Source organism: Kosmotoga pacifica (assembly GCF_001027025.1).
In the GTDB taxonomy this organism is placed as follows: domain Bacteria; phylum Thermotogota; class Thermotogae; order Petrotogales; family Kosmotogaceae; genus Kosmotoga_B; species Kosmotoga_B pacifica.
In genome coordinates, this window is record NZ_CP011232.1 from 650,529 (window position 1) to 666,365 (window position 15,837).

Sequence of the window (15,837 nt, forward strand, 5' to 3'; positions counted from 1 at the left end):
AAATGAGATATATGACATCCGAAGAAATAAGACAGAGTTTTCTCGATTTCTTCAAATCAAAGAATCATACGGTCTTACCGAGCGCTTCTTTGATTCCAAATGACCCGCAACTTATGTTTACTGTCGCTGGGATGGTCCCTTTCAAACCTATTTTCTGGGGCAAGATAGAACCCACCTATCCTCGAATTGCCACTTGTCAGAAATGTATCAGGACAGTAGATATCGAGAATGTTGGTAAGACACCAAGGCACCATACATTCTTCGAAATGCTCGGTAATTTCTCTTTCGGCGATTACTTTAAGAGGGAAGCAATTAAGTGGGCATGGGAGTATGTTACTGAGGTTCTTAAGATTCCGGAGGAAAAATTATGGGTTTCCGTGTACAAGGAGGATGACGAAGCGTTTGAAATCTGGAAAACTGAAGTTGGCATATCCGAGAAAAAGATCGTAAGACTGGGAAAAGAAGACAACTGGTGGGGGCCCGCTGGACCTACGGGGCCCTGTGGACCTGATACCGAGATATTCATCGATACTGGTCGCAGTGAGAATTGTCCCGACGTTGAGAACTGTAGCCCAGCCTGTGACTGTGGAAGATTCCTGGAATTCTGGAATCTCGTATTCACTGAATATAACCAAGACGAAGCTGGGCAACTCGTTCCCCTAAGCAGAAAAAATATCGATACCGGGTTAGGACTTGACAGGCTTACAGCTATAATGCAGGGAGTCGAAACGAATTTCGACACCGATCTCTTTATTCCAATAATAAGAAAAATCGAAGAGTTGCTAGGCGTCAAATACAGAGAAAAAGAAAATCAGGATACCTCCATACGTGTCATAGCAGATCATTCTCGCGCTATCAGCTTCATGATTGCCGATGGAATACTCCCCTCTAATGAAGGTAGAGGTTACGTGTTAAGGAGGCTTTTAAGGCGTGCAGTAAGGCATGGGTCTTTACTCGGCAACAAGCGTCCATTCCTGCACAAAATTTCAGAGACAGTGGCGCAAAAGATGGGAACTATATATCCTGAGGTAAAGGAAAAGCTCAGACTTATAGAAGAGGTAACTCTTAAAGAAGAAGAGAGGTTCCTGGAGAATCTGGAAAAGGGAACAAAACGCTTATGGCAAATAATCAACAATAAAGGGAATCTCGAAGGTGCTGATCTTTTCATGCTGCACGATACCTATGGCTTTCACGTGGAATTGGTGGAAGAAATGTTGAGCGATAGGGATATTTCTCTAGATAAAGAAGGTTTTGAAAAGCTTATGCAAGAGCAAAGAGAGAGAGCCAGAGCCGCCACAGGAAATCGTGAATATGGAGTTATTTCCACTCTTAATAAAGAGCTGTATGAGAAGTTAGGTGGTACCGAATTTCTTGGATATGAATATCTGGAAACAGAAACCGAAATAAGTGCAATTCTTAAAGAAAATGAGCTCGTTGATACATTATCCGAGTCTGAAGAGGGAGAACTTGTGTTTCAGAAAACCGTTTTCTACGCCGAAAAGGGTGGCCAGGTCTCTGATACTGGATTAATAGAGACTTCTACCGGAACTGCAAAGGTATTTCATGTACACATACCCTATCAGGACATGGTTCTACATAGGGTGAGGGTGATAAGAGGTCAACTGAAAAAAGGCGAAATAGCCCATTTGGTGGTTGATAAAGAGAAACGAAAGGCTACCGCAAGAAACCACACGGCCACACACCTGCTGCACGCAGCTCTCAGGAGAATCCTTGGAGACCACGTGAAACAATCGGGCTCTCTCGTCGAACCAGAAAGGCTGAGATTCGACTTTTCACACTATTCTCCGTTGAGCCTTGAAGAGATTACGGCCGTTGAAGATTTGGTAAATGAAAAAATTCTGTCGGCTTTAGCCGTCACGATTGAAGAAAAGAGTTTTGAGGAAGCGAAATCTGAGGACGTTATAGCCCTTTTTGAAGAAAAATACGGTGATAAGGTAAGAGTAGTCAACATCTCTGATTTCAGTAGGGAACTCTGTGGTGGAACTCATGTCAAAAACACGGGTGAAATCGGACTCTTTAAAATTGTTTCAGAGACTTCTGTCTCGGCAGGAGTTCGCAGAATCGAAGCAATCACAGGAAATGAAACGCTCAAATACTTGAGAGATCTGGAATCACTGCGAGAAGATCTGAAAAGCATGCTGCAGGTATCAGAAAAAATGATACTGGAAAGGGTTGTCATGTTGACTCAAGATCTCAGAGAAAAGGAAAGGGAAATTAAAAAGCTGAAGGAAAAACTTCTCTCCGGAAAGAGTGGTTCCGATGACCATGAGATAATGATAGACGGAACGAAATTCTTCGTGCGAATTGTCGAAAACGCTCCAGCTGAGCTGGTAAGAAACACAGCGGACATATTAATGCAGAGACTTGGAAATGGTGTGGTGATTGTTTTTGATAAGCAGGAAGATAAGGTATTGTTTGTGGTCAAAGTATCAAAAGAACTGACACAGAAATTCAACGCCGGGCAGATAGCCAGGAACATCGCCAAAACCCTCGGAGGAGGCGGGGGGGGTCGACCCGACTTCGCCCAAGCTGGCGGGAAAGAGGTAAACAAAATTGAAGAGGTTATCCAATCCCTTGAGGAATATGTCAGAATTTGAAGCCTTGTCTAGATTGTTGACTGTCGATTATGATGTGGATGAGTTTTCCACGGATACTCTGTCTTACATTGGCGATGCTGTGTATGAGCTCTTCTTCAGGCTAAGAACGCTGAAAGAGGCCAAGAGGAGAACAGGGTATCAACACGAATTGTTGACCAAGCTGGTAAATGCCAGAGGACAAAGCCGTGCACTCGAATTTATTGACAAACTCTTGACAATAGAAGACAGAAGAGTGATAAACCGGGGCTATAATTCAAAGGGTGCAAAGAAGCGAGGAAATGATATCGATTATAGACGGGCCACCGCGCTGGAGGCATTGATCGGTTATCTCTACGTTAAAGGTGATTTTGCCCATCTGGAAGAAATCCTTTCAAAGGTGATGGCCAGTGTATCTACACGGTAGAAATGTTCTCAGAGAAATTCTCGATCTTAATTCCAAAAAATTGAAGATAAAGCGGATACTCTTCACAAATCAGCAAAATGTGTCTAAAGAGCTGGAAGAGCTAAAGCTAAGGTGTTTGAAAAGGGGTTACAAGGTGGATGAAGCTCCACCGGAAAAACTCTATAATCTTTGTAGAGAGAAGAAGCACCAAGGTGTTGTGGTGGATCTCAAAGAGTTCCCTTACACTGACTTTGAAGATATAATAGAATTGTCAAGAAATGAATCTGTTTTTCCTCTGGTTCTACTTGACACGGTACAGGATCCTCATAATCTCGGTGCAATCATCAGAAGCGCTGTCGCCGCGGGTATGAGGGGTATTATAATCACTGAGAAATCCTCCGCCAAGGTAACTTCAGCGGTTGTAAAAGTCTCCACCGGCCTCGCCTTTAGAATACCCATCTCCATAGTAACTAATATGGCAAGAACAGTCGAAATACTTCAAGAAGAAGGTTTCTGGGTCTATGCAGCTTCTATGGAAGGAGAACCCTATTTCAGCATTGAATTTCCCGAAAAAGCTGCAATCATTCTGGGAAACGAAGGTGAAGGTGTTAGGAAACTGGTCAAAGAAAAGGCGGACTACATCATTTCCATTCCTATGGAAAAAGAGGTGGACTCTTTAAACGTTTCAGCTAGCGCAGCAATTCTCTTCTTTGAATTGAGAAGACAACTATCCGGTGGTGAATAAAATGAAAATAAGAGAACTTCCAAAGGAAGTCGTCTTGAAAATAGCTGCCGGTGAAGTCGTAACTGGCTGTTTTTCCGTTGTAAAGGAACTTATAGAAAACTCAATAGATGCCCACACCCGAAGAATCGAAGTGGAAATTAGGGAAGGCGGGAAAGAATTTATTCGTGTCAGCGACGACGGGGAAGGTATGTCACCGGAAGATCTCAAAGAGGCAATAAAACCTCACACAACGAGTAAGATCAAATCCATCGAGGACCTCTACAGATTAAACACATACGGTTTCAGGGGCGAAGCCCTTTCAACCATCGCCAGTGTTTCCAGAATGATCATAACTTCGAAGCAGGAGAAAAACAGTGTTGGATTAAGCCTGAGGATAACCGGTGGGAACGTCGTTGCGGAAGAGCCTTATCTTGGGAAAACTGGCACAATGGTTGAGGTTTACGATCTGTTGTTCAACACACCTGCGAGAAGAAAATTCCTGAAATCAGCAGCTGTTGAAGGAAGGATGGTCACAGAAATAGTCCAGCGGTTCATGCTATCAAATCCGTCTATTTCCTTTCTGTACGTTAAAGACGGGAAGGTTATCTATGATTCCCCGATAGATCAACCTTTGAAAGATCGGATCAGACTCATTTTCCCTGAGCTCAAACCTGATGACCTCATAGAGGTTGAATACACCGATGAAAATTCTGGTATCAGCGTAAGGGGCTTTGTTACAATGCCAGAAAGAACTCGTCTGAATCGTTTCGGTGAGATGATTTTTGTGAACAGTCGTCATGTGAAGCAAATAGAGCTCAACTATGCCCTCGAGAGAGGATACGGTGAAACACTCGAGAAGGGGCGTTTCCCCTTTGCCATCATTTTTATAGAGGTGGATCCCGCGCTGGTCGACGTAAATGTTCATCCACAGAAACTTGAGGTAAAGTTTTCCAGAACCTCACTTGTACTTGATGCACTCAAAAGAGCTGTGAGAGTCGCCATTCATCAGCGAGGTACATTCAGGATAAAGCCAGGGATATCCTCGGAGTCAATACAAAAGGCAAATACTGAAATCGAAAAAAATTCGGACTATGACTTCAAAAATCGTGAACACATTGGAGAACATTGGCCGAAAATCCGTGAAAGCTACCGGAGTGTTCCGGATGAGTCATACGCGCTACCTCTTGAAATTGAAAGAAAAAACTTCAGAGCTTTTCAGCCAGAAAATTCGAGAAAAGAATCGAAAGAGTTTAAGTTTATCGGTGTGTTCGGCGAGAGATACATTCTTGTCGAAGGCTCTGAAGGACTCATCATTATAGATCAGCACGCAGCTCACGAAAGACTCATATTTGAACGCCTGAAAAGAAATAAGAGAATCGAATCCCAACAACTCATATCCCCTATAACGTTGAAAATCGATGCTCTTCGATCTGGATTGCTAGATAACAATCAAAAAAAATTAATGGAACTCGGCTTTCGCTGGAAATCGAATGGTGATAAAATAACGCTGGAAGCAATACCGTCTTTAGTACCACAGAATGAGGCAGAAAAGGTTTTTTTGGATATACTCGATGAGCTCAGGCTTGTGAGGTTGGAAGATCCTGTGAAGGTTTTCGATAACCTTCTGGCATCCATAGCCTGCAAGGCGGCTATAAAGACAGGGGACAGACTAAACGAGGTAGAGGCGAGGAATTTGCTCGAAGAACTGATAGAAGAGAAGCTCGTAGTTTGTCCTCATGGAAGACCCATATCGATGTTCATAACTCTTAATGACCTTGATCGCTTCTTTTCTAGAAGGTAATCAACCTGATTACGACACCAGGTGAAGGGAAACCGGTGAGAATCCGGTGCGGTCCCGCCACTGTGAGTGGGGACGAAATCCGCTTTGAGCCACTGGCAAATGAGCCGGGAAGGCGCGGAAAGTAGGATGATCCACAAGCCAGGAGACCTGCCTGGTGTTAAGATAGCACCATTCCTCCGGGTCAGAGGAATGGTGGAATTTCGTTTTTTGGAGGTGGAATCATGAAAAAGCTTTTATCTGTTATTCTTCTGTTAATGGGTATCACACTGTTTTCTATGAGTGTGATCGATGATCTCGGCAGACTCATAGAAATCGATCATTTACCTGAGAGGGTAGTGATTGCCGCTCCTGCCGTTACAGGTTTTTTCACCTATTTGGGTCTAGATGACAGAATAGTAGGGGTCACTAACTGGGATAGTTTTTCTCTTTCTCATGAAGTGGAAAAGATAGGTAATCTGATACCGCTGAACATCGAAAAAATCCTTTCTTTAAATCCCGATCTCGTCTTCCTCACCGGTGGCTTTCAAGAACCGGAAGTTCCTAAGCTGGAACGTTTTGGGATCAGGGCAGTGGTCATAAACCCCAACACAGTTGAAGAAGTGTTCCGGGATATAGCCCTGATCGCCACAATTTTCGGTGAGCATGAAAGGGGGAGCAAGCTGGCACACGAATTCAGAAATAAAATATTGGAAATAGCCAAGAAGACCTTCATGATTCCCCAAGAAGAAAAACCGAAGGTGTTCTACGCAATGGTGACCGGGGAAGTGAAAGAAATCTGGACCTGCGGAACGGGATCTTTTCTAAACCAGGCAATCTCCTACGCGGGCGGAGTTAATGTGGCTGCTCCTTATTCTGGCAACAACGGTTGGTTCCCTGTTAGTCCTGAATTCGTGATCAAAACCCAGCCAGATATCATCCTTGTTCCGTATTATTACCCCGGCGGTGATGTCGAAGCTGTACAAAAGATCACAGAATATCCTCCTTTTAAAGAACTGCCTGCTGTCAGAGAAGGCAGGATTTATGCCGTTGATGGAAACCTTTTTTCGTACGCAAACCCTGATCTCCTCAAAATAATCGAGGAATTACATACGTTGTTCTACGGTGCGAGTGAAAATGCGCGGTAACTTTAAGAGAATATTTGTATTTTTGGCCATATTATCAGGAACATTGTTTCTACTACTCATATTGTCTTCATATGGAACAGTCAAATATAGTGTTCGAGAAATCTTGAGTGTACTCACCGGTAACACAACTGGAGTCCGTGCAACACTTTACAACCAGCTCAGGTTGCCAAGGGTACTCGTTGCCTTCCTCATCGGAGCTTCCCTCGCTGTAGCTGGAGATAGCCTTCAGCTAACCCTGAAGAACCCTCTGGCTGACCCCTACATCGTTGGAATTTCGGCAGGAGCCTCTTTTGGAGCAGTTCTGTCGCTGGTCCTGAAGGAATATTTTGGATTAACTATAAACATGGAACTACTGGCATTCGTTTTCGCACTTGTCTCTGCCTTCACCGCATATTTTGTTTCGCGAAAAGATGGAAAGATACCGGTGACCTCGCTCATATTGAGCGGGGTCATTATCTCCTTTCTTTTCAACGCTGCCGTCACTTTTCTCGTCATATTCACCTGGAGAAATATTGTAAGCCTTCACTTCTGGTCTCTTGGATCGATGTCCGGAGTTAGCTGGAACGATTTCCACAGAATGCTCATTGCCCTTGTGGTTGAAAGTGTGATCTATTTGCTCTTCAGACGAAAGATGTTGATCCTCGCAGCAGGTGAGGAGCATGCGGTCACAGTGGGAGTCAATCCGGAAAGGGTAAAAAGCATCGTGTTCTTCAATGTAGCCTTCGTCTCGGCGTTGAGCGTTTCAACTGCCGGGCTTATCGGATTCGTGGGCTTGATTATCCCCCACATTACCAGATTACTCTTTGGCACAGACAGCAAGTTCAATTTGATTTCTACTCTATTGATCGGCGGGATCTTTCTCACCGCCTGCGACACCGTTTCCAGAACACTCTTTCAGCCCACAGAGCTCCCGATAGGGGCTGTGACAGCTCTGGTAGGTGCTCCATTTTTCATATACCTGCTGAAGAGAAAGGCGGGAATTACAAATGGTTGAGGTGTTGAAAGCGGAGAGAGTAAAGTACAGCTATGGAGAGATACAAGCTCTCAATGGAGTTTCTTTTTCACTATACGAAGGCGAGATATTAAGCATTCTGGGGCCGAACGGTGGAGGCAAGTCTACATTGTTGAAGATAGTCAGCGGTATATTGAAAAACTATGAAGGTAGCGTAAAGTTATACGGCAAGGAAGTATCGGTTTGTTCAATAAAAGAATTGGCTAGAATAATTTCGTATATTCCCCAAGAATTTTCTCCGGCATTCGATTTAAGATGCGAGACCATTGTACTCTTTGGAAGAAATCCTCATGTTACTGCATTGCACAGTTTTACCAAAGACGATTACAAAATTATTGAGGAGTCCATGAAGAGGGCTGATGCCCTGGAGTTCAGGGACAGGCTTTTCAATACTCTTAGCGGTGGTGAACGCCAGAGGGTGGTCATAGCGAAAGCCATTGCTCAAAAAGGAAAAATAATGCTTCTGGATGAATTCACAACGCATCTTGATCCCGGACATTCTCAGAAGCTTATAGAGCTTGTAAAAAACATGATGAAGTTGGAGGGAATTACGGCCATCAACGTAGCTCACGACATAAACCAGGCAATAAACATGTCTGATCGGATAGCATTTTTAAAGGACGGCAAAATTCTCGCTGTTGGAAAGGCAGAGGAGATATTGACCGAAACCTTGATAGAAAAAGTTTATGACGCAAAATCTACGATAATTGAAAATCCATTGACAAAAAAACCGCTGGTGGTTTTTTACTGATATCGTAATACGCTTTTAATGCAATTGCCTACCAAATGAAAGCCCCAATTTCAAACTTCTTAATTCTTTAAGTGTTAGAATTACTCGACTTTTTGCAGGGAGGGCTGCTTATGCAGGTTACACCGGTGGTTAGAACTTTGGCAAGGAGCCTTGAAACGCCATTTCTGCTCATGGATCTCTCTTATGTTAGGAATAATTACTACGACATAATCAACCACGTCAATAATGTTCGAGTATTCTATGCCGTAAAAGCCAACTCTCATCCGAGAATAGTTTCCCTCCTCAACACCCTAGGGAGCAGTTTTGACGTTGCTTCAAGGGGAGAGATAGATAAACTACTCTCATTGAATATAACACCCGATAGGATGAGTTTTGGCAACACAATAAAAAAGATCGAAGATATTAAATATGCTCACTCAGTTGGGGTCGAATACTTCGCAGCTGATTCTGAAATGGAAATCGAAAAAATAGCGGCTCATGCACCCGGTAGCAAAGTATATGTCAGGATCATGACCACCGGTAGTGACAGTGACTGGCCTCTCTCGAAGAAATTTGGCACCGATGTCGAACATGTGATATCTATCTTGCGTTATGCCGACAACCTTGGCTTGGACGCATACGGAGTTAGTTTCCACGTGGGTTCCCAAAATTACAATGTCGCCAATTGGGAAAAGGCCATCATTGAAGCCGCCAAGGTGTTCAAAGTCCTAAGGACTGAAGGAATAAATCTAAGGATGATCAACCTTGGTGGCGGTATGCCCGTAAAACACATAAAGGAGATCCCTTCGGTGAAAGAGATCGGAGACGTGATCAACAGGGCGATAGAGAGAGAGCTGTCCTTTGTCCCAAATCTCGAAGTGTTCATAGAACCCGGTAGGTCTATGGTCGGCAATGCCGGTATTCTTGTTTCTCAGGTGATTCTCAGAAGCAGAAAAGGAAATGAGGATTGGGTATACGCTGACGCTGGTGTGTTCCACGGTTTGACTGAAACCATTGAAAATTTCAGATACGAAATAATCGTTGATGGAAAACAAGACGACAAAAAGGAAATTTTCACTCTTGCCGGTCCCAGCTGCGATTCTATCGATACCATTTATGAGAAAGTCGAACTTCCAAAAACCATTGGGTACGGCGATATTCTGTATTTTATAAATGCCGGTGCTTATACCACGGAATATGCTACGAATTTCAATGGCATTAAAGCACCGGGTGTGTATTTTGTTGAAGATTTCACATTAGCCGAATCGGAATTCTTTCAGGATGAAAAAGGTTTTGAGCAGGATCTTTAACGCTTTGAGAAAAATCTGACAGCTATTTGTGTCTTAGAACCAGGTTCATAAGAGTATCCTACTGTGAGAAATCCCGGCTCTATTTTAAGAAGTTTGAGGGGTTTCTCACTTTTTTCTGTTTTATTTTCAAGAATACCCATAGGTTCTCCATCAAAGCTATAGAGGAATATTCGTTGTTTATAACCTTCGTCGTATACACTTTCCAGGACACAAATTCTGTCGTCCAGCAACAGTATATCTCCCGGTATTTCATCACGGAAATCGTCAATGGTTTTGCTCCATAACATGATCCCATCGGTGGTATACTTTCTCAGAACCACGTCATAATCATTCGTAGGTGTAGGGACAATTCCAAGCACGTAAAAAAATCGATCAGTTTCACCAGAAACTACTCTCAAAAGCCACCCTTGATATCGCCATTTCAACACCATTTCACTGCCAATAACGACAACGGGAAAGTTCAAAGTTTCCTCAGAAACCGAACCTACGAAGACAGCCTTACCCCCCACTACCGTAGCATCAATTAAAGATAACTTTCCCAGTTTAATCTTTGAAAGTTCTTCACCTTTTTTTACAAAGGCAAAGGTACCAGTGTTACTTCTTCCAGCAAATATTATCGTGTTGTCAAAGCCCTTTAGCAATTGAATAGAAGAAAACGCACCAGGAAATATCGTCTCTGTGGAACCACTATCGTAACAGAAGATGGGAACTTTCCCAGCTTCAGTGTTTTCGTAACCCAATATTCCATCCTTCCAGAAATCTGTGGGAGTGAAAGCACCGAGAAAACGCTGTTCGACTACGTTGAACTCCTCCGAGAGCTTATACTGATACGCTTCATAACTTGTACCATTGAGCCTTTTTCCGAGTATGACCACTTCATCATTCACTATTTTAGCGTCGACGGGATATTCCCAGTAAATACCACCGAAAAGGTAATCAAAAGTTTTAGGAACGTGAAATTCCCATTGCGAGCTCCAATATTCTTCGTCATATACAACCGTTTTTACTTTCCAGCTATATGTCTTTCCAGGTTTAACAGGAAAAGAGAAACTTCTTTCAGTTAGCGGTCCAAACAGCTGACTATTTTCGCCATCATAAACGTTAAGATAATATATGAGAGTTTTTCCATAGGGGTTATTAACAGACCAGCTCAGCCTGGCCTCTCCATTGAAGGGCAGTATGACAGCTCCATCCTTAGGAAAAGGCGAAGTGGCTGAATAATCCACAGCAAGAGCAATGGCCGTTAGCATTATCAACAAAAAGATCAACGAACGTTTCATGTCCTACCCCCTCAAAGGAACTTTCTCAGTTTTTCAAATTCTTCACTCGTCAACAGGTCTCTTTCGTACAACTTCCAGAGAACTCGTTGAGCAAGTTCGGAATCTTTCAATTCACTGAGTTCCTTTCTGAGTTGAGCGATCTGTATCGTCCTTTCATCGAGTCCTTCTTCATCGCCATTGCTTTTCAGGGCATTCAATATAGGAACATATTTCAACAGGATTTCCTGAGATATTTCTTCAGGTGATTTTTTCTTGACCCTGGTGAATCTTGGTTTTCTCACTACAGCATACTGTGGCGGTATAAACCAGCCTAGCGCCATTCCCGCTAGCAACCCGCCAATATGGGCTGCATTACTTATATTTGGAATAGCAAATCCGAAAATCAGGTTTAACAGGATTATTGGCAACAGTGAGAAACCGGTAACAGATCTGAGTATTACAGGCGTGTCCTTTTTAAAACCAAGTACAAAAAGCACCCCAACCAGTCCAAAGATAGCGCTACTGGAACCTATTGTAATATAAGTGGTAAAAGCCACCGCCGTCAGATTACCCACGATTCCACTCAAAAAATACAGGAGCATAAAATTTTTTCTTCCAAAGAGCCCTTCCACAAGATATCCAAGCTGATAAAGGGCGTACATGTTGAACAGAATATGCCACATATTTCCATGTAAAAAGAGGGCAGTCAGCGGGGTATATATCAACCCCTGCTGAAGTGCACTCCGACTCGCTCCTCCATAGTACAGGAACAAACTGTAAAAATCGCCGAGGTGCGGCCTGAGCATGGAGAAAACGAACAAGAAGAAATAGATCGTAATGTTTATGGAAATAAGTGTCATGGTAACAGGGGGTACTTTCCTCATCATCATCACCTTTCTTAAAAGAGGAGTTTGATTAGTTTCTTGTATTCACTTTCAGTGAGAAGCGTTTTTTCAAGCAGAGTATTTAGAATATCGCCGGCGTCTTTTCTGCTGACATTTCCAAGATCCCTGAATAAAGACGCGATTATCTCTTTTCTTTCATCACCTGTGGGGAATTTCCCCAGTGTAGAAGTGTACTTTTCCCTGATTCGCTCAGCATTTTCAACTGCCTGGACGAGTTCCTTTTCTCTAATGCTCCTTTTTTCGAGGGTCTTTCCCTCCAGCTCTTCAACTTTTTCTCTGAATCTGTTGTAGAGAACCTGAACCATCATCAATCTGTATCTGAAATACCAACTAAAGATACCATAAGAGACCATTGTAAACAGCACAACTGTCCAGACTGAAATGGTACCCGGAACAATTGGAGGAATCCTCCTTTTCTCTGCAAGCAGGAGTTGCATCTTCACCTCATCATTGTATATGATATCTATTAGCTTGTAAAAGAGAAACGCGGTGAGTAAAAGCGAAACCAGGAAAATAGCGGAATAGATCGTATATTCCTTTCCAAGAATTTCCATTAACCTAGCGGTATCAGTATTTTCACTCAGAACATAGGCATTTTCCATCAAAATCTTCATAGCTCCCATGCTGGAGAGCTGAAGAGCCGTAAATGAAAAAGTATAGGCGATCACATATGGAACCGCCCTCCTTTTCAGAAGAAGTCCTTTCCTTTCCATCCCCGGTTCTTCGAAAATCCCGCTTTTGAGGAGTTCTTTATAATGCCCGTCTCTATTTATTGCAAGAACATACCATATGAAAAGACTTATGGTAATTCCCACGGCAAAACTAACCATGGAGAAATATGTATTCCCAGTAAATAAGGGTAAATAACTGCATAGCGCACCAAGGATAAAGACAAGACTACTTACTCTCAGCATCAAAGTCCCCCTCACTGAGGTCGACAATCACTGTCCTGAAATTCCGATAAAGAACCATCCCCGGATGTGCCCCTTTTGGTTTCCAGACGTTTCTCACTTCGGTATAATCGACATCTGCTTTCCCTGACATCCTACCTCTAGAATGAAGGACAGCCAGATAGGCGCCATATCTGATTTCTCTATCACCTGGCTTCTTTCCAGCTGTTTTCAGTATAACATGTGCACCAGGAATATTGCGAGCGTGAAACCACAGATCCTCACCTGCCGCCTGCTTCCTTATCTCATCATTCTGGATATTACTCCGACCAACTATGTAGGTAAAGCCACTAAAAACAAATGTCTTTGGTCCAGACTTTGTTGCTGTCTTTCTTTTTGTTGTTTTTTTCTTTTTAAGGATACCTGCTTCGTGCAACTCGATTTCCAGCGCTTTCAGATCTTCCCTGGTTTGAGCCATTTCGAACATTTCCTGAAGCCCCTCATAATAGGAGAGTAGCTCTTCAAGTTTTTCTATACGTTTTCGCACGGCCTGGACTTTTCGCTTTGACCTGTTGTAATACTTGAAGAAAACTCTGGCATTTTCTGAAAAGCTCAGGCGAGGATCGAGTTTTATCCGGATCTCTTCACCACTTTCCCAGTCTTTCAAATTGACAACCTCTCTCTTGTCTTTCAGCCTGTAAAGATTTGCGATCAGTAGCTCTCCCATTTTTCTGTATCGATCATAATCTGATAGCTCTCTCATTTCTATGTTGAGTTTATTCAGCAACCTTTGAATTTTTATGTTTTCTTTCTTCAGATACTTTAAAATCCTGTGTCTTTCGCTCTCAAACTCCATGCTCTTTCTCTCATTTTCTATTAGGTTGTCGATTGCCTCTGTAATTTCCAACTGTTGGGAGCCAGGAACAAAAAAAGCGGAAAGCCATGGTTTTCCATAAGTGTTCACAAGATAAATATTGGGGGTACTTAATGTTCGCTCGAGCTCTTTTAAAGCATTAAAAAGCCGTCTTGTCTCTTCGACAGTGAGAACTCCATCTCCAGCTATGGAAAGTAGTTGAAGAAAGTTATTCAGGCTTTTCCCATCAAATCCCTGTATTCTGATTTTCTTTATCTGATATCCAATCGTTTCAAGATATTCCGTATATAAGCGCCAATCCATTCCCACGATATTCAAACCGCTTCTCTCCGGAGGTTCATAACGAGAACCGGAGAGGAGGGTTCTTTTTTCGGTGATCCTTTTTTTCAGAAGAGCGATAATTTTCGATTTTTCGTCAGTGAGAATCAGGTTTGAACCCGGTCCCATTAATTCTACGAAGAGGTGATAAATTTCTATTTCACCAAAAGGTGTTTTCCTATGAAAACTTAGATCCAGAACTCTATCGAGCCCCTGTTGAGTTACTTCAACAAGTACTGCTCCATTCAATTTCATCCTCAAAACCTTGAGAAACGCTGATTCGCTCCCAAGTTCTCTATCATGGCCATGGCGAAAGAGAACGAAAGGATACACAGGATCGACGGAAATCTGCATTGTTCCCTTTGAAAATTTGAAATAATAACTACTCTTGCCACTCTGATATACCTGCCTCAAAGAAAGCCCGCACAGTTTCTCCAGCATTTTAAGCACTTTATGCAACAGAAGGCCATTAAAAGTCATTTAGTTTCTTCACCTCTGCTGAGCTAACAAAATTGTAATTCCCATCCCTGGATTCCGGTTCATAGAGACTAAACAACGTGCTCCCCGAACCGGAAAGCCGGTGAAATATCGCCTTCTTTCTGGAGATTTCTTCATACAGTTTCGCTATCTTTTCTAATCTCAATATTACCCTTTCAAAAGTGTTACTACTAAGAGAGGCGACTTTGGAAAAATCGCCATCTTTAAGTGCTCTATACAGTTCAAATGCTTTACTGATATCTTGCTCTTCATTGTGGTTCTCTTTATCGATCATCGCAAAGGCCTCCGGTGTAGAAACTCCAAGCCCGGGGAAATACAGATCCACCTTGTACCCTTCGAGATCGCCCGGAAAGATCAATCTCTCTCCTCTGCCCAGACCGATTGCTGTTCCGCCAACAAGAAAGAAGGGAACATCACTTCCAACTTTACACGCAGCTTTGTAAATCGTTCTAAAAGGTATTTTTAATAGTACACCAAGGGCTCTTAATAGCGTACCTGCATCGGAGCTTCCTCCACCGAGTCCTCCTGAAAACGGAATACACTTTTTTAATGTTATCCTGATGGAAAGCCTTTGATGTGTTAACCTTTCAAAACTCTCACAGGCTTTGTAAAGGGTGTTCTCCTCATTCCAGAGCAGTTTCGGTTCTGAATAAAACTTCACCCCCGGTGAAAGAGAGGGTTCGATGTACAGTTCATCAGATAATGATACTGTCTGAAAAAGTGTGACAATTTCATGATAATTCCCCTTCAAACCACAGACCTGTAGATGTAGATTAACCTTTGCAAAAGCTTTCAGGGTCTTAGGATATATCTTACCGTTAATCTTGACCACCCTTCCATCTGCCATATAAAGTCATGTAACTCCTCCTTCTTTACCCTATACACCTGAAACATATCTCGCTCATTCAGGCCATTGAAATGCACTTCCGCAATGTACAGGATACCCAGATGTACCCGCGATACTTCCGTGGTGAGATCGTTTATCACACCAAGGTATTTTAGGGTCTTGAGTTTTGCATCTACTTCTTCTCGAAATTCCCTTTGAAGACCTTTTTCGAAGGTTGTCCAGAGGTTTTTGTGGTCCCCATCCTCTGAATTTATATGACCTCCAATACCTATGGTGAATTTGTTGTGAAGCCTCTTTTCCCCTTGTTTTTTAGTACGCTTTAGAAGGACGAAATCTTTACCGTCTTTGAGAACGATATAGGGAATCAACTGTCTGTACCTCTCATCGTTTTCCGCAAGTTCTCTGGGTAAAAACTCCCCATATTTTTCTACCTGTTTCTTTAAGATATCGAGAGGGATTTTCTTTATACCTGAAAAACTGAGGAGTTCTTTAAGATATTCTGTTCTTACTACCAAGACATGCTCTGATTGCAAAGAAACACCTCC

14 protein-coding genes and 1 riboswitch are annotated in these 15,837 nt (G+C 42.8%); of the genes, 8 read left to right on the top strand and 6 right to left on the bottom strand.

What is annotated here, in order from left to right; genetic code table 11:
- Window positions 1–2: 2 nt before the first annotated feature.
- The 8 genes from alaS to IX53_RS03165 all read left to right on the top strand — a co-directional run bounded on the left by alaS (window position 3) and on the right by IX53_RS03165 (window position 9,701).
- A complete protein-coding gene (gene alaS / locus IX53_RS03130) occupies window positions 3–2,618 on the top strand; it encodes an alanine--tRNA ligase (RefSeq protein WP_047754115.1) in 2,616 nt (871 codons plus the stop codon).
- On the top strand, window positions 2,605–3,021 hold the full coding sequence (locus IX53_RS03135) for a Mini-ribonuclease 3 (RefSeq protein WP_082128453.1): 417 nt from the start codon (window positions 2,605–2,607) through the stop codon (window positions 3,019–3,021). The genes alaS and IX53_RS03135 overlap by 14 nt, the downstream gene beginning before the upstream one ends.
- Window positions 3,005–3,745: a 23S rRNA (guanosine(2251)-2'-O)-methyltransferase RlmB gene (gene rlmB / locus IX53_RS03140; protein WP_047754116.1), complete on the top strand. Its 741-nt coding sequence runs from the start codon at window positions 3,005–3,007 to the stop codon at window positions 3,743–3,745. Before IX53_RS03135 ends, rlmB begins: the two co-directional genes overlap by 17 nt.
- A 1-nt stretch (window position 3,746) precedes the next feature.
- Window positions 3,747–5,525 (top strand): DNA mismatch repair endonuclease MutL, encoded by a 1,779-nt coding sequence (gene mutL, locus IX53_RS03145; protein WP_047754117.1) that lies wholly within the window; start codon window positions 3,747–3,749, stop codon window positions 5,523–5,525.
- Between the two features lie 2 nt (window positions 5,526–5,527).
- Window positions 5,528–5,694, top strand: a riboswitch (cobalamin riboswitch).
- Window positions 5,695–5,746: 52 nt separating this feature from the next.
- The gene (locus tag IX53_RS03150; protein ID WP_047754118.1) at window positions 5,747–6,649 is read left to right on the top strand and encodes an ABC transporter substrate-binding protein; all 903 of its coding nucleotides are present in this window, start codon (window positions 5,747–5,749) and stop codon (window positions 6,647–6,649) included.
- A gap of 22 nt (window positions 6,650–6,671) precedes the next feature.
- Window positions 6,672–7,643 (top strand): FecCD family ABC transporter permease, encoded by a 972-nt coding sequence (locus tag IX53_RS03155; RefSeq protein ID WP_245612752.1) that lies wholly within the window; start codon window positions 6,672–6,674, stop codon window positions 7,641–7,643.
- Window positions 7,636–8,412: an ABC transporter ATP-binding protein gene (locus tag IX53_RS03160; protein ID WP_047754120.1), complete on the top strand. Its 777-nt coding sequence runs from the start codon at window positions 7,636–7,638 to the stop codon at window positions 8,410–8,412. The genes IX53_RS03155 and IX53_RS03160 overlap by 8 nt, the downstream gene beginning before the upstream one ends.
- Before the next feature lie 110 nt (window positions 8,413–8,522).
- A complete protein-coding gene (locus tag IX53_RS03165) occupies window positions 8,523–9,701 on the top strand; it encodes a type III PLP-dependent enzyme (protein WP_047754121.1) in 1,179 nt (392 codons plus the stop codon).
- Here the strand turns inward: IX53_RS03165 and IX53_RS03170 are convergent.
- The 6 genes from IX53_RS03170 to IX53_RS03195 are packed head-to-tail and all read right to left on the bottom strand — an operon-like array spanning window position 9,698 to window position 15,825.
- Entirely contained in the window at window positions 9,698–10,981 is a 1,284-nt protein-coding gene (locus IX53_RS03170) for a hypothetical protein (protein ID WP_047754122.1), read from the bottom strand. The genes IX53_RS03165 and IX53_RS03170 overlap by 4 nt on opposite strands.
- Window positions 10,982–10,992: 11 nt before the next feature.
- Window positions 10,993–11,844, bottom strand: coding sequence for a rhomboid family intramembrane serine protease (locus IX53_RS03175; RefSeq protein WP_047754123.1), 852 nt, complete (start codon window positions 11,842–11,844; stop codon window positions 10,993–10,995).
- 14 nt (window positions 11,845–11,858) lie between these two features.
- Window positions 11,859–12,779: a hypothetical protein gene (locus IX53_RS03180; protein WP_047754124.1), complete on the bottom strand. Its 921-nt coding sequence runs from the start codon at window positions 12,777–12,779 to the stop codon at window positions 11,859–11,861.
- The gene (locus IX53_RS03185; RefSeq protein ID WP_047754125.1) at window positions 12,763–14,427 is read right to left on the bottom strand and encodes an Rqc2 family fibronectin-binding protein; all 1,665 of its coding nucleotides are present in this window, start codon (window positions 14,425–14,427) and stop codon (window positions 12,763–12,765) included. Before IX53_RS03185 ends, IX53_RS03180 begins: the two co-directional genes overlap by 17 nt.
- Window positions 14,417–15,292: a 4-(cytidine 5'-diphospho)-2-C-methyl-D-erythritol kinase gene (gene ispE / locus IX53_RS03190; protein ID WP_047754126.1), complete on the bottom strand. Its 876-nt coding sequence runs from the start codon at window positions 15,290–15,292 to the stop codon at window positions 14,417–14,419. Before ispE ends, IX53_RS03185 begins: the two co-directional genes overlap by 11 nt.
- Window positions 15,238–15,825: an NUDIX domain-containing protein gene (locus IX53_RS03195; RefSeq protein ID WP_245612753.1), complete on the bottom strand. Its 588-nt coding sequence runs from the start codon at window positions 15,823–15,825 to the stop codon at window positions 15,238–15,240. The genes ispE and IX53_RS03195 overlap by 55 nt, the downstream gene beginning before the upstream one ends.
- Window positions 15,826–15,837 lie beyond the last annotated feature (12 nt).